Here is a 21,240-nt window from a genome sequence, read left to right as displayed (position 1 = left end):
CGCGACCTGTCCCGTCGGCCGGGATTAAGATCCCGTCTCCGTCGTGATCACAGCTCAGAGAATTGGCCAAGCGGCCGACCGGGCCATGACGGCATCGGACGGGGACAGGCGACGGGACTGAGGCCCCGCCGCCGGGATCGTCGATCAGAAGTCGCGCTGGACGCGGAAGCGGACCTGCGAGACCGAGTCCTGCGTCACGGTGCGCGGGACGAACGTGCCGCTGTTGATGCCGGCGACGTTGGCGTAGGCGGTGGGACTCTTGTCGGAGTCGATCGCGCGACCGTGCTTCACGCCGATCTGGGTGTAGAAGGCCTCGACGCCGATATCGAGGTCGCGCACGGGCGACCAGATGATGCTGCCGCCCGCGACGAACTGATAGGTGTCGCGCAGCGCTTGGCTCAACTGGTAGAAGCGGGTTCCGGGCGCGCCGACCGCGTTGGAGCCGAGATTGGCGGCGCCGTTGAAGCTCAGGACATTGTAGAGCGCGCCCTGTGCGAGGCGCGCGTTGCGGGAGAAGTCCTGCTCTCCGTAGGCGCCGAAGACCGCCGAGCGCCATTCCGGCGTCCAGTAATGCAGGAACGACGCGACCGCCGAGAAGGATTGCGATGTCTGCAGCCGTCCGGTGAAGGGGTTGACCGTCGCGTCCGAGAAGCTCTGGTAGATCTTCTGGCCCTGGAAGCCGTTGTTGAGCTGCGTGTAGCAGCCGGTGAAGGCGCAGTATCCCGTATACATCTGCGCGCCGTCGGCGTAGGCGCTCTGGAGATAGAGGGCGTCCCCCGGCGCGACGAAGGGTGCGTTGATCTTCAGGCCGCCCTGCACGGCCCAGCCCTCGACGCTCCTGGTGTGCGCGACGCTGACATTGGCGCCCGCCGCGGGCGTCGCCGCGATGTTGCCGACGTTCAGCTCGTGAACCGCGGCGGAGAGCTGCGCCGAGCCCCAGCCCTGATCGACGCGCAGGACGCCGACGACATCGGGCAGCCGCTCGCGCTGAATGCTGTCGACACCGCTGACCCCGATCGGTGCGCCTCTGAAGTAGCCGACGAAGACCGGGCTGACCGGCGACGCGGTGCCGGCCGGCGCGTAGATCGGGCTGCGCCGGAAGACCGGGTCCTCGACCGACAGCGTGGCCGACAGCCCGGCGCCGGCCGTCACCGTGTAGGCGAGGAGGTTGGTGGAGGAGACGTCCGAGCCCGCGGTCGCGCCGTAGATCTCGAAGTCGTGGGCGTAGAAGTCGAAGAACGACGCCGCGCGACCGGCGGTCAGGCCGGCGAACTGGATGAACGCCTTGTCGACGTTCATGAACTGCTGCGCATGCCCGGCCTGGTCGACGCCGGTGGCGTCGTAGGCCTGCCCGATGCGCGCCTGCGTCCCCGAGCGCGCGTAGCCGGTGCGGGATCCCGCATCGAGGCGGACGAAGGCGCGCAGGGTGCCGTAAGCGGTCTGCGTGCGGGCATCGAGGTTGATGCGCAGACGCGCCTGATAGCCCGCGCTGTCGCCGGCGTTGGTGCCGGCCTGCCGCGTCGACGCCGTCATGTACCCGCCCTCGTACCGGGCGCGGCCCGAGATGCGCAGGCAGGTGTCGATGCCGGGGATGTAGAAGAAGCCGGCGCCGTACGCGCCGCAGACGCGGACGTACTCGACCGGGACAGCCTTCTTGACCGGCAGGTCGGCGGCGTGCGCTGCGCCCATTGTCGCGAACGCGGCGGCAGTCGCCAGCAGCGATAATCTCAGTAATGTCATCGATGTCTCCGGAATTTGAAGCTCAATTCTCGCAAACGGATGAGCAAGACCTGACACACCAAATATAATCCACGATTTATTCGCAGATCGTTGGCATGTTCTCGCTCGCCACGGCGGTTTTGAGGCCCATTTGCCCGGCGACGATGTGCAGCGGCACCACCGCATGCAACAAAGATTCGGATTTATCTTCAATCCTGCAGATTAACGTTGCGCGTACGCAACAAACTGTTATCCAATAATACAAAATCTGAGATAATTACTCAGTATATCTATATATTATCAGGTTAGCCGAACGGATGAAATATTGATAAAACCGGCTCGTTCGAACGACCAGCACCAATCGAGAGGCAATGGCCCGGAAGTCGACTCGGAGCTGTCGTGCGGGCCGTCTCTGACCGGACAGGCGTGGCGGATGCAGTCAGAACCGCCTGGGTGCCCCGCGAACGGCACGCGGTCGCCGGCGAGCGATTCGACGCGCGGGTCCTGCCCGTCCGACGCGTCGGCCGGAGGCTCGGCTCATTTGCGGGATGGCACGTGTCGCACGGCGCGGCGGCGTTTGCCCGGCTCGATGGACGCGGCGCGCGCCCGGAAAGCGGGTCCGAACGAACGATGGCGCGCACCGGCGGCGCCCTGCGCGCGGGGCGGCGCATCGCCGGACCCTATCATGGGTCGGTCAACGGACCGGCCGGGAGCGGGCGGGATCGCGGCGCGGAACGCACCGGGTCGCGTGGCCGACCGCGCGCTGGCGGCCGGAGGCGTTACGGATCCAGGGCGGCCCGGCACAACGAAAAAGGCCCGGCCGAAGCCGAGCCTTGAGGTTCCTGAAGCACGGGGACCGGCGCGGAGGCCGAGGCCCCGGCGCCGGTGGAGTGGCTTAGAAGTCGCGCTGGACGCGGAAGCGGAGGGTGGAAACGCTGTCCGTCGTCGTGGTCCGCGGCACGAAGGTACCGGCGTTGATGCCGGCGACGTTCGCGTAGGCCGTCGGGCTCTTGTCGCGGTCGATCACGCGGCCGTTCTTGAGGCCGATCTGGGTGTAGTAGGCCTCGACACCGATATCGAGGTCCTTCACCGGCGACCAGATCACGCTGCCGCCCGCCACGAACTGGTAGGTGTCGCGCAGCGCCTCGCTGAGCTGGTAGAACCGGGAGCCCGGCACGCCGACGGCGTTCACGCCGAACGAGTTGGTACCGCCCGGGTTGGCGAGCGAGAACGCCGCGCCTTGGGCGAGACGAGCGCCGCTGCTGTAGCTCATTTCACCGTACGAGCCGAAGAAGGCCGAGCGCCACTCCGGCGACCAGTAGTGAAGGTACGAGGCCGTCGCGGTGAAGCTCGTCGACTGCTCGAGTCGGCCCGAGAACGGGTTGATCGTCGCGTCAACCATGTACTGCGCGAACTTCTGGCCCTGGATGGTGGCCGGGTTCTGCGCGTAGCAGCCGCTGAACGCGCAGTAGCCGGTGTACATCTGGGCACCGGAGCCGTAGGCGCCCTGCAGGTAGAGGGCGTCGCCCGGCGCGATGAACGGCGTGTTGATCTTCAGGCCGCCCTGCACCGCCCAGCCGTACGAGTTGCTGGTGTGCGGGATGCTGATGTTCGAGCCGGTGCCGGTGCCGGCGCCGTTGGCCACGTTGCCGACGTTCAGCTCGTGGACGGCCGCCGACAGCTGCGCCGAACCCCAGGCCTGGTCGAGGCGCAGGGCGCCGACGAAGTCGGGCATGCGCGAGCGCTGGATGGCGTCGACGAAGCTGAAGCGGGTCGGCACGCCGCCGGTGTAGCCGATGAACACCTCAGCCGGGGCACTCGTCTGCGCGAAGTTCTGGATCGTTCCGTTGACCGTGGCGCCGGAGGGGTTGTTCGTCTGCGAGAAGATCGGGCTGCGACGGAAGACCGGGTCTTCGAGCGAGATCGTGGCGGACAGGCCGTTGCCGAGCGTGGCCGTGTAGGCGAGCAGGTTGGTCGAGGCGACGTCCGAGCCAAGCGTGCTGCCCATGATTTCGAAGTCGTGGGCGTAGAAGTCGAAGAACGACGAGGCGCGACCGGCAGTCATGCCGGCGAACTGGATGAACGCCTTGTCGACGTTCACGAACTGCTGGGCGCGACCGAACTGGTCGATGCCGAGGCCCGGGAAGGCCTGGGCGATGCGCTGCTGGGTGCCGGAGGTGCCGACACCGGAGTAGCCGGTGCGGGAGCCGGCATCGAGGCGGACGAAGGCGCGCAGCGTGCCGTAGGCGGTCTGCGTGCGGGCATCGAGGTTGATGCGCAGGCGACCCTGGTAGCCCGACGTGTCGCCGTTGGTGCCCTGACGCGAGTAGCTGGTCATGTAGCCGCCCTCGAACCGGGCGCGGCCCGAGATGCGCAGGCAGGTGTCGGTGCCGGGGATGTAGAAGAAGCCGGCGCCGTAGGCGCCGCAGACGCGGACGTACTCGATCGGGACCGCCTTCTTGACCGGCAGGTCGGCGGCGTGGGCTGCGCCTACCGCCGCGAACGCAGCAGCAGACCCGAGCAATGAGCTCTTCAAGAGCTTCATAGACATCTCCAAAGCTTCGAGACCCAATGATGCGGACCTGCCCGGTTATCCGGGTCTAGCCGCACGTTCTGTAGGTTTGGCCTGCGTCTTAGGTGGCAGGCTCCTGCGGGCTCTCGCTTGGCGATGCCCCCGTGCACGATCACCATGTGCGAACGGGTTTCCGCGAGCAACGAGGATTCGCGGCTGCCTTGGCAGTTCCAGCGCGATGTTGCGGCCTGGCAACATTCTCGGGGCGCTTTAGTCGGCAACGGTCCGCCGAATGTGCACGAATGCTGTCCTGAGCGGCTGAGCTGCCGCGCCGACGGGCAGCCTTTCGCCCGGCCCCGACCCGGGACCGGGCGGCTCACGCCGTCCCAGCCGATTCGCCAGCGCCGGACGGGCGCCTTACATGGGCGGCGTCAGCCCGTCCTTTCCGACGGCGACGCGCCGCGCCGTGATGCGGCCGTCGTCCCCGCGCGCGGCGATCACGAAGACCTTGGCGCCGGGCGCTACGGCCGCGGCGCTGGCGGGCTCGAAGCTGACGACCGGCGCCTGTGGCGGTACCAGGATCTGCAGCGACTGGCCCTGACCGTAATCGACCGTGAGGGTCCGCTCCGCCCCGCCGCGGCTCGCCTTGACCGTCCCGTTGGTCATCGCGCTCTTCACACGGGGCGCGTCGGGAGCGGTCGAGCGCACGTCCGCCTTCACGGTTCCGTTGGTCATGGCGCTCCGCACCGGCGCCCCGCCCGCGGTGTGGTCGGGGATCATGTCCCAGTCGTAGTGTCCCTCGCCGGTGCCGCGCATCGCCTCGGGGAACAGCACCACCTCCAGGGCCACCGGCGGCTCGCCCTTCGTGGCCGTGCCGATGAAGACCCCGTCCCTGATCGCGTCGAGACTCGACGGGACCACCCAGGAAACCTTGGCGTCGGGGGCGAGCGCCACGGTCTCCGACGCGCCGTCCCGTGTCTTCAGCGTGAAGCCGCCGCCCGCGACCGCCTCGACGGTCCCGCGCAGGCGCTCGACCTTCGGCGCCGCCTGCGCACCGGTGGTGACGGCCAGCAGCCCCATCAGGGCGAGCGTCGTGAGTTTTGCCATGGGGGTTCTCTTCCTGGTGCCGGGATTGTCGCGACCGGCTGGACGTGGGGCGGGATGATGGGATGTCAGCCCACGAGGGCCTGTGACATCGCATCCGGGTTCGCGCCCGTGCCCGGCCCGGTTACGCGTCCCCGGCCTGTCCCAGACAGATCAGGAACGGCGCGGCCGCCGCCTCCGCGGCCGCCTCCACGGCCCGGTAGCGCCGCACCACGTCGGCGCCGAAGGCCGAGAGGCGCGCGCCCCCGCCGGCCCGGCCACCGGTCTGCGCCTCGACCACGGGGCGACCGAAGCCGGTGTTCATCGCCTCGACCAGCAGCCAGGCCCGGCGGTACGACATGCCCAGCGCGCGGCCGGCGCCCGCGATGGAACCGTGCTCGGCGATCATCTCCAGGAGCCGCACCTTGCCGGGGCCGAGGCGGTGCCCCGGCCCGAGATCGATGCGGATGCTCAGCCGGGGCGCCGCGCCCGCGGCCCGGGCGGGGCTCCGGAGCGGGTCGGGTACGGCGCTCAGGCGGGGAGCGCCAGCAGCGCGAGACCGGCCGCGGCGAGGCCGGCACCGAGGGCCGGGGCGGCCAGCGTCGCTCCGATCCGCGACGCTGCGGCGCCGAGTCCGATCCCCGCGGCGTGCAGGAGCGCGGTGGCCGCGAGGAACCCGAGGCCGAAGGACAGGCCGGAGGCGGTCTCGGGCATCTCGGCGCCGTGGGCGTAGCCGTGGAACACCGCGAAGACCCCGACCAGGGCAGCCAGCAGGGCCACCGGCGCGCGCAGGCCGACGATGGCGGCGAGGCCGAACACGACGATGGACAGCGCGATCCCGAGCTCGACATGCGGCAGCACCGCGCCGGCCATGCCCAGCCCCGCCCCCACGCTCATCAACGCCAGGAACGACAGGGGCAGCGCCCAGAGCGCCCGTCCGCCGCGCAGGCTGGCGAGGAGGCCGACCGCGACCATCGCGAGAACATGGTCGGCGCCCAGGAGCGGATGGAGGAACCCCGCCTCCGCGCCCGTCGCGGTGCCGTGCCCCGGATGGGCGAAGGCCGCCTGGGGCAGCAGGACGAGTGCGGCCGGCAGGAGCGCCAGGGATGTGGCGGAACGGGCGGAGAGCGGTCGCTTCATCGGTGATCCTTCGCTGGACCCGCGAAGTTGTAGCGCCCTTCCGCCGCCTCTGCGAGGGGCCGGTGGCCAACGATCGACGCTCCGCGGCGGCGCCCGGATCCGCGGGCGGCCCTCAGAGCGACATCGCCTCGTGGACCGCGGACGGCGCGAACGGCTCCGAGAAGGCGGCCCCGACACCGTGGGTGAAGTGGCGCATCACGGTGGCGGTCTTTCGCCCGACGCGGATCATCGCCCCGATCTCCAGCGCGTGATCGACGAGCAGGGCGACGCCGGAGGCCGAAACGTTGAGGACGTGTCCCTGGAGGGCCTCGCCCGATGAAGTGGTGATCTGGACGATCTTCTGCTTCGGCACGATCCGACGGTGCGCGCGGATCGGTTCGGGTTGCAGGTCCTGGGCCTTTGCCAACGTCACGAACTGACGGGCAACGTCAGTGAGAGTTGCGCGCCCGCCACGGACACAGACAACGAACTCCTGACCGGCCACGCGGGCGATGCGGGCCTCGAGCGTGCCGATATGGCGGATGCTGCAGGTGAGATGCTCACCCGGCACCAGGAGCGACGAGGAGCGGAACCGGATGCCCTCGGTCGAGACGTCGGCGGTCACGGCGTAGAAATCGCGACGCCGCTGGTTCCAGCACAACGCGGGCAACATGACGATGTGCCGCCGGACCATCACACCCGCATCATCATAAAGAATACATCGGCGACCTTCTGGGGCCGGAGTTTCTTCTGGCCTGTTCAAGCAATGCGTAAAATTGGACTTATCCCGATCTAAGTCGCACCTCAGATCCGGCGCTCACGGAGCTGTCGAAGGCCGATCTCGACGCTGGGCGCGGTCGCGCCGTCATCGAAGGCCGCCGGCCGGCTCGAAACGGCGGCCTCAGAGGCTCGCGGCGCGGATTGAATAAAAGATGCATCCTGATTGTATGGCATGGATGCTGCCTGGGATTGTGCATGCCAAACGGCCGCGCAACACTGCCGGCCGCCTCCGGAACGGACCGGCCGGTCCGCTCCGCTTCTCCCGCCTCCACCCGGATCGGTCTCATGTTGCGTTACGCCGCCTGTCTCCTCGCCGGGCTCGCCCTCACCGGGCCCGCCGCCGCGCAGACCCTGCGCTACGGCATGATGGAGGATCCGGACGCCCTCGACCCGACGCTCGCCCGGACCTTCGCGAGCCGGATGGTGTTCGCCGCGCTCTGCGACAAGCTCGTGGATATCGGCCCGGACCTGAAACCGGTGCCGCAGCTCGCCACCTCCTGGGAGCTGTCGCCCGACGAGAAGGCGCTGACCATGCACCTGCGTCCGGGCGTGCTGTTCCACGACGGCGAGAAGCTCGACGCCGCCGCCGCCAAGTTCTCGATCGAGCGGCACATGAAGATGCCGGGCTCGCAGCGCCGCTCGGAGATCGCGCCGATCGACTCCGTGGACGTGGTCGACGACCTGACCTTCCGCATCAACCTGAAGCAGCCGTTCGCGCCGCTGCTGGCGCAGTTCACCGACCGGGCCGGCATGATGGTCTCGCCCAAGGCCGCCGAGCGGCTCGGCGACAAGTTCGCCTCCGCGCCGGTCTGCGCCGGTCCGTACAAGTTCGTCGAGCGGGTGCCGCAGGACCGGATCGTGGTCGAGCGCTTCCCCGACTACTGGAACAAGGACGCGATCCACATCCAGCGGATCGAGTTCCGGCCGATCCCCGACGCCACCGTGCGGCTCACCAACCTGCGCGCCGGACAGCTCGACCTCTTGGAGCGCCTCGCTCCCACCGACGTGCCCCAGGTGAAGCGCGACGCCAAGCTCAAGCTCGACTCGACCACCGAACTCGGCTTCCAGGAGATCCTGTTCAATCCCCACAAGGCCGGCTCGCCGGTCTCCGACCCGAAGGTGCGCGAGGCCTTCGAGGCCGCCATCGACCGCAACGCCATCAATCAGGTCGTCTACAACGGCGAGTTCCTGGCCGGGAACCAGTGGGTCAACCCGAAGAACCCGAACTACGTGGCCGAGTACCCGATCCCGAAGCGGGACGTCGCCAAGGCCAAGGCGCTGCTCGCCGAGGCCGGCAAGCCGAACCCGCAGATCACGCTGACCGTCTACGCCAACAGCGAGTCGCCCCAGGTGGGTCAGGTGATCCAGGCGATGACCAAGGAGGCCGGCTTCGACGTGAAGATCCAGGCCGTGGACTTCACCACGGCGCTCGATGCCGCCGACAAGGGTAATTACGAGGCGCAGCTCTATTCCTGGAGCGGCCGCTCGGACCCGGACGGCAACACGTTCAGCTTCCTGGCCTGCAAGGCGGCGCTGAACTATCCCAAGTACTGCAGCCCGGAAGCCGACGCGGCCCTCCAGGCGGAGCGCGGGACGGTGGATCCGGCCAAGCGCAAGGCCGCCTGGAAGGCCCTGGCCGATCAGGTCCTGAAGGACCGGCCGGGCATCTACATCCTGCACCGCAAGCTGCTCTGGGCCTACAGCCAGAAGATCACGGGTTTCGTGCCCTACCCGGACGGGCTCGTGCGTTTCACCGGGCTGAAGCTGAACTGATGCTGCGGTTTCTGGCACGGCGCCTTGCCCTGGCGGTCCCGACCCTGATCCTCGCCTCGATGATCATCTTCGCCCTGCAGCAATTGCTGCCGGGCGACGTCGCCACGGCGCTCACCGGCGAGGAGCGTGATCCGCAGGTGATCGCGTTCATCCGGGAAAAATACCACCTCGATGAGCCCCTGCCGGTGCGCTACGCCTACTGGGCCGGCGGCGTGCTGCGGGGGGATCTCGGCGAGTCGATCCGGCTGCAGAAGCCGGTCTCCGAGCTGATCGTCGAGAAGCTGCCGGTGACGCTCGAACTCGCCTGCCTCGCCATGCTGGTGGCGCTGGCCATCGGCGTGCCGATGGGCGTGCTCTCGGCGGTCAAGCGCGGGCAGGCCGCCGACACGATCGCGAACGGCGTGGCCCTCTGGGGCCTGTCGGTGCCGAATTTCTGGCTCGGGATCCTGCTGATCCTGCTGTTCTCGGTGGAGCTCGGCTGGCTGCCGGCCTCGGGCTACGTCTCGCCCTTCGAGAGCCTGTCGGAGAACCTCGCCGCCATGGCGATGCCGGCCTTCGTGCTCGGCAACGCCATCGCGGCGGTGATGATGCGCCACACCCGCGCGGCGATGCTCGGCGTGCTCGGCTCCGACTACGTCCGCACCGCGCGCGCCAAGGGCGTCTCGCCGCTGCGGGTCACCCTGCGGCACGCGCTGCCCAACGCCGCGATCCCGATCATCACCCTCGGCGCGCTGGAATTCGGCCAGCTCCTCTCCGGAGCGGTGCTCACCGAGCAGGTCTTCTCCGTGCCGGGCTTCGGCAAGCTGATGGTCGATGCGGTGTTCAACCGGGACTTCGCCACCGTGCAGGGCGTCGTGATCTGCACGGCCGCCACCTACATCGCCCTGAACCTCGCCGCCGACCTGCTCGCGGCGGCCGTGAACCCGAAGCTGAGGCGGGCATGAGCACCGGCAGCGAGATCGCCCGCGCCGAGGCGGTCGGCCTGGAGGCCGCCCCGTCCGGCACCCCCGCCCACGCCATCCTCCAAGAGCCCGGCACCCTCGCGGCCTTCTGGCGACGCCTGCGCGCGCGCCGGAGCGCGGTCGTGGGCCTCGTCATCGTCGGCCTGCTGGTGCTGATGGCGGTGTTCGCGCCCTGGATCGCTCCCTACGACCCGACAGCCACCGACTGGGGCAACGTCCGCGGGCCCCCGAGCCTCGCGCACCCGTTCGGCGGCGACGAGGTCGGGCGCGACGTGCTCTCGCGGATCATCTTCGGCACCCGGGCCTCGCTCGGCGCCGGCCTCGTCTCAGTGGCGCTGGCGGTGTCCCTCGGCCTGCCCCTGGGATTGCTCGCCGGCTACGCGGGTGGCTGGATCGACGGCGCGATCTCCCGGCTTACCGACGCGCTGCTGGCGATCCCGTTCCTGATCCTGGCGATCGCGCTCGCCGCCTTCCTGGGCCCGAGCCTCGTCAACGCGATGATCGCGATCGGCCTCTCGGCGACCTCGACCTTCATCCGGCTGACCCGGGCGCAGGTGCGCGCCGTGGCGGCGGAGGAGTTCGTCGAGGCCGCGCGCGCCATGGGCAACCCGCCCTGGCGGATCGCCCGGGTCCACATCCTGCCCAACATCGTCCCGGCGATCCTCGTGCAGGCGACGCTGACCATCGCGGCCGCGATCATCGCGGAGGCGAGCCTGTCGTTCCTCGGCCTCGGTCAGCAGCCGCCCGAGCCGTCCTGGGGGGCGATGCTCAACACCGCCAAGAACTTCATGGACGAGGCGCCCTGGATGGCGATCTGGCCCGGCCTGTCGATCTTCCTCGCGGTGCTCGCCTTCAACCTGTTCGGCGACGGCCTGCGGGACGCCCTCGATCCGAGGCAGCGCACATGACGGCCGCGATGACGAAGCCCCTCCTCGACGTCCGCGACCTCGCGGTCGCCTTCGACACCGACGGCGGCGCGGTCCACGCGGTCAACGGCGTGTCCTACACCCTGCACGAGGGCGAGACGCTGGGGATCGTCGGCGAGTCCGGCTCCGGCAAGAGCGTGCACGTGCTGGCCATGCTGGGCCTGATCCCGCGCCCGCCCGGCCGCATCACCGGCGGGCAGGTGCTGTTCGAGGGACGTGACCTCCTCGCCCTGAAGGAGCGGGACCTGCGCAAGATCCGCGGCGGCGCGATCGGCTTCGTGTTCCAGGACCCGATGAGCTCGCTCAACCCCGGCATGACCGTGGCGGCGCAGATCGTCGAGCCGCTGCGCATCCATCTCGGCCTCGACGCCCGCGCGGCCCGCGCCCGGGCCCGGGAGCTGCTCGACCTCGTGCGCATCCCGAACGCGGCCGCGCGCCTCGACCAGTACCCGCACGAGTTCTCCGGCGGCCAGCGCCAGCGCGTGATGATCGCGATCGGCCTGAGCTGCCGGCCGAAGCTGCTGATCGCCGACGAGGCGACCACGGCGCTCGACGTCACCGTCCAGGCCGAGATCGTCGCCCTGGTGCAGGAGCTGAAGCGTGAGCTCGGCATGGCGATCATCTGGATCACCCACGATCTCGGTGTGGTGGCGGGCATCAGCGACACCGTGCAGGTGATGTATGCCGGCCGGATCCTGGAGCGCGGCCCGGTCGACGACATCTTCGCCGATCCCCGCAACGCCTACACGCTCGGCCTGCTGCGGTCCCTGCCGGATCTCTCCGGCGGCCGCGCCGGGCGGCGGCGCCTCCACCAGATCGAGGGCGCGCCGCCGGACATGCGCCATCTCCCGCCGGGCGACCCGTTCGCGCCGCGCAACGCCTACGCGACGCCGCGCTGCCGGGCCGAGATGCCGCCCCTGGCGCAGGCGCCCGGCGCCGCTCCGGGCCACCTCGTCGCCGCCTGGTACGATTTGCCAAAACTCCTGGGTGAGGAGGCCGCGCGATGAACGCGTCGCAGCAGCCGGTCGTCTCGGTGCGCGACCTGTCCAAGCATTATCCCCTCCGCTCCTGGTGGGGCGGCAAGGGCGCGGTGTTCCGCGCCGTCGAGGGCGTGAGCTTCGACATCCGCCCCGGCGAGACCCTGGGCCTCGTGGGCGAGTCCGGCTCCGGCAAATCCACCATCGGCCGGGCCGTGACCATGCTCAACCCGCCGACCTCGGGCACGATCGCCTTCGAGGGCACCGACCTCGCCAAGCTCTCGGCGGGCGCCATGCGCAAGATGCGCGCGCGGATCCAGACCGTGTTCCAGGATCCCTACGCGGCCCTCAACCCGCGGATGAGCGCCGGCGAGTACGTCGCGGAGGCGTTCAAGCTGCATCGGCGGGATATGCGCGGCCCGGAGCGGCGGGAGGCGGTGGCGGCCCTGTTCCAGCGGGTCGGGCTCGATCCACGCTTCATGGGCCGCTACCCGCATCAGTTCTCGGGCGGCCAGCGGCAGCGCATCTGCATCGCCCGGGCGATCGCCCTGAAGCCCAGCTTCATCGTCGCCGACGAGCCGATCGCGGCGCTCGACGTCTCGATCCAGGCGCAGGTGGTGAACCTGCTGCAGGACCTGCAGGACGAGATGGGCCTGTCCTACCTGTTCATCTCGCACGACCTGCGGATGGTGCGCTACCTCTGCCACCGGGTCGCGGTGCTCTGGCGCGGGCGGATCGTCGAGCTGGCCGAGGCCGACGCGCTCTACGAGGATCCGCGCCACCCCTACACGCGCCGCCTGCTCGCCGCGGTGCCGGTGCCGCACCCGGCCGAGGAGCGCGCCCGCCTCGCCGCGCGGGACCTCGCCGGCCACGACCAGCCGCCCGACGGGCCGCTCACCGAGGTGGCGCCTGGGCACTGGGTGGCGCTGCCGAGAGGGCAGCACGCGTGATCGTCCAGGCGATCCTCGATCGGAACAACCGGTCAGCCCGGCCTCCGCCGTCATCACGAGCGCAGCGAAGTGACCCAGGGCAGCGCGAGGTTGCTCAGCGTTGCGCCGACTGGATTGCTTCGCTGCGCTCGCAGAGACGAGGCGGCGAAGCCATCCGTCATGGACGAGGCCGCGCCTTCATCTCCATCACCGCCTCATCCCGAGGTGGCGATATGCATCGAGCGGTGATTCTTTAAGTCACCCAGCAGAGCAGGACATCCCGTGAGAGACTTCTCCGCCCCCGGCCGCTCCCCGGTCTACGCCGCCAACGCCGCGGTCGCGACCTCGCACCCGCTCTCGACGCTCGCCGCCATCGAGGTGCTGCGCGCGGGCGGAAATGCCGTCGATGCCGGTATCGCGGCGGTGGCCGTGCAGTGCGTGGTCGACCCGCTGATGACCGGGATCGGCGGCGACTGCTTCGCGCTCTACGCCCCCGCGGGCGCCACCAAGCCCATCGCCCTCGATGGCTCGGGCCGCGCGCCCGCCGCCGCGACGCCCGACTGGTACGCCGAGCACGGCGTCGCGATCACGCCCACCTCCCCCCACGCCGTGACGGTGCCGGGCGCGGTCGCGGCCTGGGACCTGCTGGTGCGCGAGCATGGCACCCGGTCGCTGGGCGAGCTGCTCCAGCCGGCGATCCGCTACGCGGAGGACGGGTTCGTCGTCCAGCAGCGGGTGGGATGGGACTGGCTGCGCGGCGCCGAGCGCGTCGCCGCGGATCCGCACGCCGCCGAGACCTACCTGCCCGGCGGGCAGGCGCCGGCGATCGGCAGCGTCGTCCGCTTGCCGAAGCTCGCCGCGACGCTCCGGAAGATCGCCGAGGCGGGCGCGCCCGCCTTCTACACGGGCCCCGTCGCCGAGGACATGGTTAGCCGGCTGAACGCCCTCGGCGGCCTGCACACGCTGGACGACTTCGCCGCCGCCCGGCCCGACGTGGTCGTGCCGGTCTCGACCCGCTACCGCGGCTACGACGTCTACGAGTGCCCGCCCGCCGGCCAGGGTCTGGCGGCGCTGATGATGCTGAACGTGCTGTCGCACTACGATGTCGGCGCGCTCTCCGACCTCGACCGGCTCCACCTCTTCGCCGAGGTCTGCAAGCAGGGCTACCATCACCGCGACGTGCTGTTCGGCGACGCGGCCCTCGCCAACGTGCCGGTCGAGCACCTGCTCTCCGACGCCTGGAAGGCCGCCGCCCACGGCGCGATCGACATGGGCCGGGCCCGCGAGCCGGAGATCTATCCCGAGATCGCCCGCGAGATGGCCGAGGGCCGCGCCCATAAGGACACGGTCTACCTCTGCGTGGTCGACCGGGACGGCAACGCGCTGTCGCTGATCAACTCGATCTTCCAGGGCTTCGGCTCCGGCATCCTGGCGCCCGAGAGCGGCGTGCTGCTGCACAATCGCGGCCTGTCGTTCCGCACGGAGGGCGGCCACCCGAACAGCGTCGGGCCGGGCAAGCGGCCGATGCACACGATCATCCCCGGCATGCTGATGAAGGACGGGCAGGCCGTCGCGCCGTTCGGCGTCATGGGCGGCCATTACCAAGCCATGGGCCATGTCGAGCTGCTCTCCGGTCTCCTCGACCGGGGCCTCGACGTGCAGGAGGCCCTCGATGCCCCGCGCAGCTTCGCCTACGGCGGCAGCCTGGAGGTCGAGGGCGGGATCTCCGACGCCGTGATGACGGGGCTGGTCGAGCGCGGCCACCCGGCGATCCGCGCGCCGCTGCCGCTCGGCGGGGGGCAGGTCATCTGGATCGACCGCAAGGCCGGCACGCTGGCGGCCGGATCCGACCCGCGCAAGGACGGGGCGGCGCTGGGGTATTGAGAGGCGTGGGAGGATGGGCGCCCCCGGCGCTCATCCTTTGGCCTCAACGGCGCTCTCTGTCAGCACCGCCGTCATTGCGAGCGGAGCGAAGCGATCCAGGGTCGCGCCACGCTGATCGATCGCGCGCCGCCCTGGGTCACTTCGCTGCGCTCGTGATGACGGGGAGGCAGCTCACGCCGCCTCAGTCGATATCCTCGACCGCCTCAACGCCGCCGTAGACCCGCTGCGCGAGCGAGGCCTCCATGAACGGGTCGAGGTCGCCGTCGAGCACCTCGTCCGGATCGGTGGACTGGGTGCCGGTGCGCAGGTCCTTCACCAGCTGGTACGGCTGCAGCACGTAGGACCGGATCTGGTGGCCCCAGCCGATATCCGTCTTGGCGGCGGCCTCGGCGTTGGCCTTCTCCTCGCGCTTCTTCAGCTCCAGCTCGTACAGGCGGGCGCGCAGCATGTTCCAGGCGGTCGCCCGGTTCTTGTGCTGGGAGCGCTCCTGCTGGCACGCCACCACGATCCCGGTGGGGTTGTGGGTGATGCGCACCGCCGAGTCGGTGGTGTTGACGTGCTGGCCGCCGGCGCCGGACGACCGGTAGGTATCGATCCGGCAGTCGGATTCCTTGATCTCGATCTCGATCCGGTCGTCGATCACCGGGTAGACCCAGACGCTGGCGAAGCTGGTATGCCGCCGGGCGCTGGAATCGTAGGGCGAGATCCGCACCAGACGGTGCACGCCGGACTCGGTCTTGAGCCAGCCATAGGCGTTGTGACCCTTGATCAGGAGCGTGGCGCCCTTGATCCCGGCCTCCTCGCCGTCGGTCATCTCGACGACCTCGACCTTGTACTTCCGGCGCTCGGCCCAGCGGGCATACATGCGCTGGAGCATGTTGGCCCAGTCCTGGCTCTCGGTGCCGCCGGCCCCGGCATGGACCTCGAGATAGGTGTCGAAGCCGTCGGCCTCGCCCGACAGAAGCGTCTCGACCTGCCGGCTCGCGGCCTCCTTCTCGACGGCCAGGATCGCCGCCTCGCCCTCGCGGATCGAGGATTCGTCACCCTCCATCTCGCCGAGCTCGATCAGCGTGGCGCCGTCCTCGAGGTCGCGCTCGAGCTTCTTGATCGCCGTGACGGCCTCGTCGAGCTGCTGGCGCTCGCGCATGACCTTCTGGGCGGCCTCGGCGTCGTTCCAGAGGTCGGGGTCCTCGGAAGCCGCGTTCAGCTCCGCGAGGCGTTTATCGACTGTATCCCAGTCAAAGATGCCTCCTCAGCAGCCCTATAGACTGCTTGGCGGCATCCGAGGCTTGCTCGATCTCGGCGCGCATCTGGCTTTTCGGGAATGGGGTGTGGGGAGAGAATGGAAGCTCGTCGGGTCGGGGTGATACCCCCCGGGACCCGGCCTGTAAACGCTTCCCCGCCACGTCGCCCGCCACGTCGCCCGCCGCGTCGCCCGTTGCCCGTGCGGCGCCCGACCGCAGGGATGGCGGCGAGCCGGCGAGCCTCGGGCGCGTTGTCGGGGACGAGCGACACGGCCCGGGAGGCAGGCGGATGGCGGACGATCACGCGGCGACGTGGAAGGACTTCAACGAGGCCGTCAACATGACGCCGGCGGCGCTGAAGAAGCACCTCGACAGCGCGGCGAGCCGGGAGGTCGGCCAGAAGAAGGACGGCGGCGAGTCGACCGGGCACGAGATGGGCCGGCGGATCCTGGCGATCAAGGACACCAAGAAGGCCGACCTGACGGACGACGACTACGCCGCCATGCGCAAGGTCGTGGGCTACGTCCACCGCCATCTCAAGCAGGGCGGCGAGGCCCGGAAGGACCCCGACTCCCCGTGGCGGATGTCGCTGATGAACTGGGGCCACGAGCCGCAGAAGGATTGAGGCCCCGGAACGCCCGGCGGCTCAGTAGCGCGGCGGCACGATGTAGGACGGAGCGATCACGTACTCCCGCGGCCGCTTGCGCGCGCCGAACCGCCCCTCGGTGATCTGGTCGTTGTAGTAGTCGAACCCGGTGTAGCCGAAGCCGCCGCCGTTCATCACCTCGGCCACCGGCACGGCGGGCTGGGCGAGATCGGGCCGGCCCGGCGGCACCACCACCTGGCAGCAGCCCTCGGTCTGCAGGACCGTCGGGCCGTTCGGGGCGGTGAACACGAAGGCTCGGGGCTGGTAGGGCGCCGGCGGGTATGCGGCGTCGGAGGCCGAGGCGCCCTGCCCCGCCAGGAGGGCGAGCAATCCGGCGGCGATCAGGGTCTTGGTGCTCACGCGATGCTCCGTCAGGGGGCCGGGCGGGCCGGCATCTGGCCTACAGTCTAGCTGATCGCGGGCGGCTTGTCCGGCCCGTCCGAATCGACCGGTTACCGAAATTCCGGGCGGGTTCAGCCCCGCGCGCGCAGCACGACCTGCGGGCTCGCCGGGACGGGGCGGCAATCGGTCGTGAAGGCGTTGACCGGTAACGGCTTCGAGTCGCACGCGTACACGTCCGCCGGCCCTGGCGCAGGGATCGGGTCCCGGGCGATGATCGGGTTCGGCGCGCAGGCCGAGGCCGCGGCGGCGAGCAGCAGGGCGGCGATGAGGTTCAGGCGGCGCATGCGAGACTCGGGACGCGGGAAGACCCCCGCACCTGACCCTGGCCATCGCGCCCCGCGCTGACAAGCGCCGGCGCGGGGCGCCGACACCTTTGACGGCGTCTGTCGCCCCGCGGCAACAATTTGCGCGGGCCGGTCTAGCCGGTCCGGGCCATCGGCAGGACGTTGTGCAGCGTCTTGTCGGTGCCGTCGAAGAACCGGCGGATATTGCGCGCCGCCTGCCGGATGCGCTGCTCGTTCTCCACGAGCGCGATGCGGACGTACTCGTCACCGAACTCGCCGAAGCCGATGCCGGGCGCGACCGCCACGTCGGACTTCTCTAGGAGCAGCTTGGAGAATTCGAGGCTGCCCAGTTCCCGGTACCGCTCGGGGATCGGCACCCAGGCGAACATCGACGAGGCGGGCGACGGGATGGTCCAGCCGGCCTTGCCGAAGGACTCCACCAGCGCGTCGCGACGCTTCCTGTAGATGCTGCGCATCTCGTGGATGCAGTCGTCCGGGCCGTTGAGGGCGGCCGTCGCGGCGACCTGGATCGGCGTGAAGGCGCCGTAATCGAGGTAGGATTTCACCCGGGTGAGCGCCGCGAGCAGGCGCTCGTTGCCCACCGCGAAGCCCATCCGCCAGCCGGCCATCGAGTAGGTCTTCGACAGCGAGGTGAACTCCACCGTGCAGTCGATAGCGCCGGGCACCTGCAGCACCGACGGCGGCGGGTTGTTGTCGAAATAGACTTCCGCGTAGGCGAGGTCCGACAGCAGGATCAGCTCGTGCTGCTTCGCGAAGGCCACGAGGTCGCGGTAGAAGTCGAGGCTCGCCACGTAGGCGGTCGGGTTCGACGGGTAGCAGACGACCAGCGCCACCGGCTTCGGGATCGAGTGGCGCATGGCCCGCTCCAGGGCGGGGAACATCGCCGGCGTCGGCTCGGCCGGCACGGAGCGGATGACGCCGCCGGCCATCAGGAAGCCGAAGGCGTGGATCGGGTAGCTCGGGTTCGGCACCAGCACGACGTCGCCCGGCGCGGTGATCGCCTGGGCCATGTTGGCGAACCCTTCCTTGGACCCGAGAGTCGCCACCACCTGGGTGTCGGGGTTCAGGGTCACGCCGAAGCGCCGCTGGTAATAGCCCGCCTGGGCCTTGCGCAGGCCCGCGATGCCCTTGGAGGCCGAGTAGCGATCCGTGCGCGGCCGCCCGGCCGTCTCGCACAGCTTGGCGATGACGTGCTTCGGCGCGTCCAGATCCGGGTTGCCCATGCCGAGATCGATGATGTCGGCGCCCTGCGCGCGGGCGGCAGCCTTGATCCGGTTGACCTGCTCGAAGACGTAGGGCGGCAGTCGCTTGATGCGGTGGAAGTCGGTCATGGGCGTGTCCATCGGCGCGTCCCGGATCCGGCGTCTCTCGTCTGGGCCGGTCGGGCGAACCACGTGCTCTAGCAGAGTTGCGGGCCGCCGCCGACCCTGAAAAAGGGCCGCTACTGCGACGCCGCCGGAGCCGGCTTGACGGTGGCGGCCGCGCCCCGCCCGGCGCTCTCGGCGGCCCGCCCCCGGGCCTCGTTGCGGCCGCGGGCACCCTCCAGCTCCGCCTCCAGGGCCTTCTGGCCCGTGACCGACTTGGCCCGGACCGGCCGCTTCGGCGCGTCGACGCCCACCGGCATGAAGTCGGGCTGCGCCTTGCTGCGGGTGTCCGTGACGAAATCCGGGGCCGCGACGACCCGCGGCCCGTAGCCTGCATCGGAGGCCAGCGAGCGGACGACGTCGCCCGAGCAGGCCCCGAGCGCGCCGACCAGCACGCCCAGGCCGGCCGCGCGCGTCAGGCGGCGCAGCGGACCGGCGCGATGTGGGCGGATAGCGGGGTTCAAAATGGCACGATCCATCGTCACATGCGTATGAAAAGATCGGCCGGATGTTTCGGCGACGTCCTTAGCCGGGCTGGCGAAAACTCTGGCTCGCTCCTTATTTTGTCGGAAACGAGGCCCGCGCCATCGGGTCAACAGATGAAGCACAGGGAGGCACGTTTGACGAGCCCGCAGGCGCCGGATCGGACCGCCCCTCCGAAGTCGGTCTCGAACGGCGCGATGCCGGACGGCACGGTCGCCCCGATGCCGGATTTCGAGGCGATTTCCCGCAATGCCGGTCAGTTCGTCGAGGCGATGGGGCGCAACGTCGCCCGCCTCCTCGGGCCCGAGGGCCAGGCGGCCGCACCCGGCAGCGAGATGAACGAGGCGGCCAAGGTGCTCGGTCAGGTGGCCGAGACCTGGCTCGCCGATCCGAACCGCAGCGCCGAGGCGCAGGCGCGCCTGTCGCAGGCGTTCCTGTCGCTCTGGGGCTCGACCTACCTGCGCCTGCAGGGCCAGCCCGCCGATCCGGTGGCGCTGCCCGAGCCCCGGGACGCGCGCTTCGCCCACGCCGAGTGGACGACCAACCCGTATTTCGACTTCCTCAAGCAGGCCTACCTGCTCGCCACCCGCTGGGCGGAGAGCCTCGTCGACGAGGCCGAGGGGCTCGACGCGCACACGCGTCACAAGGCGCAGTTCTACCTGCGCCAAGTCACCAGCATGCTGTCGCCCTCGAACTTCCTGCCGACCAACCCGGAGCTGATCCGCCACACCCTGCAGGAGAACGGCGCCAATCTCGTCCGCGGCCTCAAGATGTACGAGGAGGATCTGGCGGCCGGCGGCGGGCAGCTGCGCGTGCGCCAGACCGACCCGAGCGGGTTCGAGGTCGGGCGCAACATGGCGGTCACCCCCGGCGAGGTGGTATTCCGCAACGACCTGATCGAGCTGATCCAGTACGCGCCCACCACCGAGACCGTGCTGCGGCGCCCGTTCCTGATGGTCCCGCCCTGGATCAACAAGTTCTACATCCTCGACCTCAATCCGCAGAAGAGCTTCCTGAAGTGGATGGTCGACCAGGGCCTGACGGTCTTCTGCATCTCCTGGGTCAATCCCGATTCCCGCCACGCCGACAAGGACTTCGAGTCCTACATGCGCGAGGGGATCGAGGCGGCCATCGACGCGATCGGCGTCGCCACCGGTGAGAGCGAGGTCACGGCGGCGGGCTACTGCGTCGGCGGCACGCTGCTCGCGGTGACGCTCGCCATGCAGGCGGCCACCGGCAACCGGCGGATCAAGAGCGCGACGCTGCTCACCACGCAGGTCGACTTCACCCACGCGGGCGACCTGAAGGTCTTCGCCGACGAGGAGCAGATCCGCCAGGTCGAGGCGCGCATGGCCGAGCAGGGCTACCTGGAGGGCGCCCGCATGGCGAACGCCTTCAACATGCTCCGGCCGAACGACCTGATCTGGCCCTACGTCGTGAACAACTACATCAAGGGCAAGGCACCCTCGGCCTTCGATCTGCTGTACTGGAACTCCGACGCCACCCGGATGCCAGCGGCCAACCACTCATTCTACCTGCGCAACTGCTACCTCGACAACACGCTGGCGCAGGGGCGGATGGTGCTCGGCAACGTCCGCCTCGACCTCAGGAAGGTCCAGGTGCCGATCTTCAACCTCGCGACCCGCGAGGACCACATCGCGCCGGCGCTGTCGGTCTTCGAGGGTTCGAAGGTCTTCGGCGGGAAGGTCGATTTTGTCCTCGCCGGCTCCGGCCACATCGCCGGCGTGATCAACCCGCCGTCCAAGCCGAAATACGGCTACTGGACCGGCGGCCCCGTGAAGGGGACGCTCGAGGAGTGGATCAGGGCCGCGGTCGAGACCAAGGGCTCGTGGTGGCCCTACTGGTTCCAGTGGATCGAGGCGCAGGCCCCGGAGCGGGTGCCGGCCCGGCAGCCGGGCGGCGACGCGCTGCAATCCTTAGGGCCGGCGCCCGGCACATACGTGCGGATGCGCGCCTGAGGCGCGCGACGCACGCGGATCGATGGGTGAACGGCCGCGACGATCACGGAGCCGCCCGGTCATCACGAGCGGAGCGACGTGACCCGGGGCAGCGCGACACCTGTCGGCGTGGCGCTGCCCTGGATCGCCTCATTCCGCTCGCGAAGACAGCGG

General features: G+C 69.9%; 19 protein-coding genes. 8 read left to right on the top strand and 11 right to left on the bottom strand.

Annotation, left to right across the window (positions count from 1 at the left end; translation table 11 throughout):
* Positions 1 to 144: 144 nt before the first annotated feature.
* From BM419_RS11715 to BM419_RS11690, 6 genes are all read right to left on the bottom strand, one after another.
* A complete protein-coding gene (locus BM419_RS11715; protein WP_091926518.1) occupies positions 145 to 1,740 on the bottom strand; it encodes a porin in 1,596 nt (531 codons plus the stop codon).
* Positions 1,741 to 2,614: 874 nt separating this feature from the next.
* Entirely contained in the window at positions 2,615 to 4,264 is a 1,650-nt protein-coding gene (locus BM419_RS11710) for a porin (protein WP_091926517.1), read from the bottom strand.
* Between the two features lie 384 nt (positions 4,265 to 4,648).
* Positions 4,649 to 5,338, bottom strand: coding sequence for a hypothetical protein (locus tag BM419_RS11705; RefSeq protein ID WP_056531477.1), 690 nt, complete (start codon positions 5,336 to 5,338; stop codon positions 4,649 to 4,651).
* 121 nt (positions 5,339 to 5,459) lie between these two features.
* Entirely contained in the window at positions 5,460 to 5,783 is a 324-nt protein-coding gene (locus BM419_RS11700; RefSeq protein WP_210186914.1) for a winged helix-turn-helix domain-containing protein, read from the bottom strand.
* A 62-nt stretch (positions 5,784 to 5,845) separates the two neighbouring features.
* Positions 5,846 to 6,454: a HupE/UreJ family protein gene (locus BM419_RS11695; protein WP_091926516.1), complete on the bottom strand. Its 609-nt coding sequence runs from the start codon at positions 6,452 to 6,454 to the stop codon at positions 5,846 to 5,848.
* Positions 6,455 to 6,566: 112 nt separating this feature from the next.
* Positions 6,567 to 7,106, bottom strand: coding sequence for a PilZ domain-containing protein (locus tag BM419_RS11690; protein ID WP_106735895.1), 540 nt, complete (start codon positions 7,104 to 7,106; stop codon positions 6,567 to 6,569).
* 392 nt (positions 7,107 to 7,498) lie between these two features.
* On the opposite strand from BM419_RS11690, the gene BM419_RS11685 reads away from it, so the two are divergent.
* The 6 genes from BM419_RS11685 to BM419_RS11660 all read left to right on the top strand — a co-directional run bounded on the left by BM419_RS11685 (position 7,499) and on the right by BM419_RS11660 (position 14,664).
* Positions 7,499 to 8,986 carry an ABC transporter substrate-binding protein gene (locus tag BM419_RS11685; protein WP_091926515.1) on the top strand — a complete coding sequence of 496 codons (1,488 nt, stop codon included), beginning with the start codon at positions 7,499 to 7,501 and terminating at the stop codon, positions 8,984 to 8,986.
* Positions 8,986 to 9,930 (top strand): ABC transporter permease, encoded by a 945-nt coding sequence (locus tag BM419_RS11680; RefSeq protein WP_091676321.1) that lies wholly within the window; start codon positions 8,986 to 8,988, stop codon positions 9,928 to 9,930. Before BM419_RS11685 ends, BM419_RS11680 begins: the two co-directional genes overlap by 1 nt.
* The gene (locus BM419_RS11675; RefSeq protein WP_091926514.1) at positions 9,927 to 10,856 is read left to right on the top strand and encodes an ABC transporter permease; all 930 of its coding nucleotides are present in this window, start codon (positions 9,927 to 9,929) and stop codon (positions 10,854 to 10,856) included. Before BM419_RS11680 ends, BM419_RS11675 begins: the two co-directional genes overlap by 4 nt.
* Positions 10,857 to 10,864: 8 nt before the next feature.
* A complete protein-coding gene (locus BM419_RS11670; protein ID WP_244534798.1) occupies positions 10,865 to 11,881 on the top strand; it encodes an ABC transporter ATP-binding protein in 1,017 nt (338 codons plus the stop codon).
* Positions 11,878 to 12,801: an ABC transporter ATP-binding protein gene (locus BM419_RS11665; protein ID WP_091676312.1), complete on the top strand. Its 924-nt coding sequence runs from the start codon at positions 11,878 to 11,880 to the stop codon at positions 12,799 to 12,801. The genes BM419_RS11670 and BM419_RS11665 overlap by 4 nt, the downstream gene beginning before the upstream one ends.
* 261 nt (positions 12,802 to 13,062) lie before the next feature.
* On the top strand, positions 13,063 to 14,664 hold the full coding sequence (locus BM419_RS11660; RefSeq protein ID WP_091926512.1) for a gamma-glutamyltransferase family protein: 1,602 nt from the start codon (positions 13,063 to 13,065) through the stop codon (positions 14,662 to 14,664).
* Between the two features lie 181 nt (positions 14,665 to 14,845).
* Here the strand turns inward: BM419_RS11660 and prfB are convergent.
* A protein-coding gene (gene prfB / locus BM419_RS11655) for a peptide chain release factor 2 (protein WP_100250568.1) occupies positions 14,846 to 15,974 on the bottom strand; the annotation gives its coding sequence in 2 pieces (ribosomal slippage) (positions 14,846 to 15,904 and positions 15,906 to 15,974; 1,128 coding nt in all).
* Between the two features lie 223 nt (positions 15,975 to 16,197).
* Here prfB and BM419_RS11650 point away from each other — a divergent pair.
* On the top strand, positions 16,198 to 16,533 hold the full coding sequence (locus BM419_RS11650) for a DUF3140 domain-containing protein (protein ID WP_091926510.1): 336 nt from the start codon (positions 16,198 to 16,200) through the stop codon (positions 16,531 to 16,533).
* Between the two features lie 21 nt (positions 16,534 to 16,554).
* On the opposite strand, the gene BM419_RS11645 is transcribed toward BM419_RS11650, so the two are convergent.
* The 4 genes from BM419_RS11645 to BM419_RS11630 form a co-directional block, all read right to left on the bottom strand.
* The gene (locus BM419_RS11645) at positions 16,555 to 16,914 is read right to left on the bottom strand and encodes a hypothetical protein (RefSeq protein WP_020090817.1); all 360 of its coding nucleotides are present in this window, start codon (positions 16,912 to 16,914) and stop codon (positions 16,555 to 16,557) included.
* A gap of 113 nt (positions 16,915 to 17,027) precedes the next feature.
* Complete coding sequence (locus BM419_RS11640) at positions 17,028 to 17,240, bottom strand: hypothetical protein (RefSeq protein WP_020090818.1); 213 nt, start codon at positions 17,238 to 17,240, stop codon at positions 17,028 to 17,030.
* 134 nt (positions 17,241 to 17,374) lie between these two features.
* The gene (locus tag BM419_RS11635) at positions 17,375 to 18,592 is read right to left on the bottom strand and encodes an LL-diaminopimelate aminotransferase (protein WP_026604561.1); all 1,218 of its coding nucleotides are present in this window, start codon (positions 18,590 to 18,592) and stop codon (positions 17,375 to 17,377) included.
* A gap of 110 nt (positions 18,593 to 18,702) precedes the next feature.
* Positions 18,703 to 19,089: a hypothetical protein gene (locus tag BM419_RS11630; RefSeq protein ID WP_244492163.1), complete on the bottom strand. Its 387-nt coding sequence runs from the start codon at positions 19,087 to 19,089 to the stop codon at positions 18,703 to 18,705.
* A 216-nt stretch (positions 19,090 to 19,305) separates the two neighbouring features.
* Between BM419_RS11630 and phaC the strand changes: the two genes are divergently transcribed.
* Positions 19,306 to 21,087 (top strand): class I poly(R)-hydroxyalkanoic acid synthase, encoded by a 1,782-nt coding sequence (phaC, locus tag BM419_RS11625; protein WP_026604563.1) that lies wholly within the window; start codon positions 19,306 to 19,308, stop codon positions 21,085 to 21,087.
* Positions 21,088 to 21,240 lie beyond the last annotated feature (153 nt).

It is taken from the genome of Methylobacterium sp. yr668, assembly GCF_900116245.1.
Taxonomy (GTDB): domain Bacteria; phylum Pseudomonadota; class Alphaproteobacteria; order Rhizobiales; family Beijerinckiaceae; genus Methylobacterium.
This window is presented reverse-complemented; position numbering and strand designations above follow the sequence as displayed.

Coding starts and splice junctions, on each gene's coding strand:
- BM419_RS11715 (WP_091926518.1), bottom strand. CDS start 1,740: ATGACATTACTGAGATTATCGCTGCTGGCGACTGCCGCCGCGTTCGCG.
- BM419_RS11710 (WP_091926517.1), bottom strand. CDS start 4,264: ATGAAGCTCTTGAAGAGCTCATTGCTCGGGTCTGCTGCTGCGTTCGCG.
- BM419_RS11705 (WP_056531477.1), bottom strand. CDS start 5,338: ATGGCAAAACTCACGACGCTCGCCCTGATGGGGCTGCTGGCCGTCACC.
- BM419_RS11695 (WP_091926516.1), bottom strand. CDS start 6,454: ATGAAGCGACCGCTCTCCGCCCGTTCCGCCACATCCCTGGCGCTCCTG.
- BM419_RS11690 (WP_106735895.1), bottom strand. CDS start 7,106: ATGTTGCCCGCGTTGTGCTGGAACCAGCGGCGTCGCGATTTCTACGCC.
- BM419_RS11685 (WP_091926515.1), top strand. CDS start 7,499: ATGTTGCGTTACGCCGCCTGTCTCCTCGCCGGGCTCGCCCTCACCGGG.
- BM419_RS11680 (WP_091676321.1), top strand. CDS start 8,986: ATGCTGCGGTTTCTGGCACGGCGCCTTGCCCTGGCGGTCCCGACCCTG.
- BM419_RS11675 (WP_091926514.1), top strand. CDS start 9,927: ATGAGCACCGGCAGCGAGATCGCCCGCGCCGAGGCGGTCGGCCTGGAG.
- BM419_RS11670 (WP_244534798.1), top strand. CDS start 10,865: ATGACGAAGCCCCTCCTCGACGTCCGCGACCTCGCGGTCGCCTTCGAC.
- BM419_RS11665 (WP_091676312.1), top strand. CDS start 11,878: ATGAACGCGTCGCAGCAGCCGGTCGTCTCGGTGCGCGACCTGTCCAAG.
- BM419_RS11650 (WP_091926510.1), top strand. CDS start 16,198: ATGGCGGACGATCACGCGGCGACGTGGAAGGACTTCAACGAGGCCGTC.
- BM419_RS11640 (WP_020090818.1), bottom strand. CDS start 17,240: ATGCGCCGCCTGAACCTCATCGCCGCCCTGCTGCTCGCCGCCGCGGCC.
- BM419_RS11635 (WP_026604561.1), bottom strand. CDS start 18,592: ATGACCGACTTCCACCGCATCAAGCGACTGCCGCCCTACGTCTTCGAG.
- phaC (WP_026604563.1), top strand. CDS start 19,306: ATGCCGGACGGCACGGTCGCCCCGATGCCGGATTTCGAGGCGATTTCC.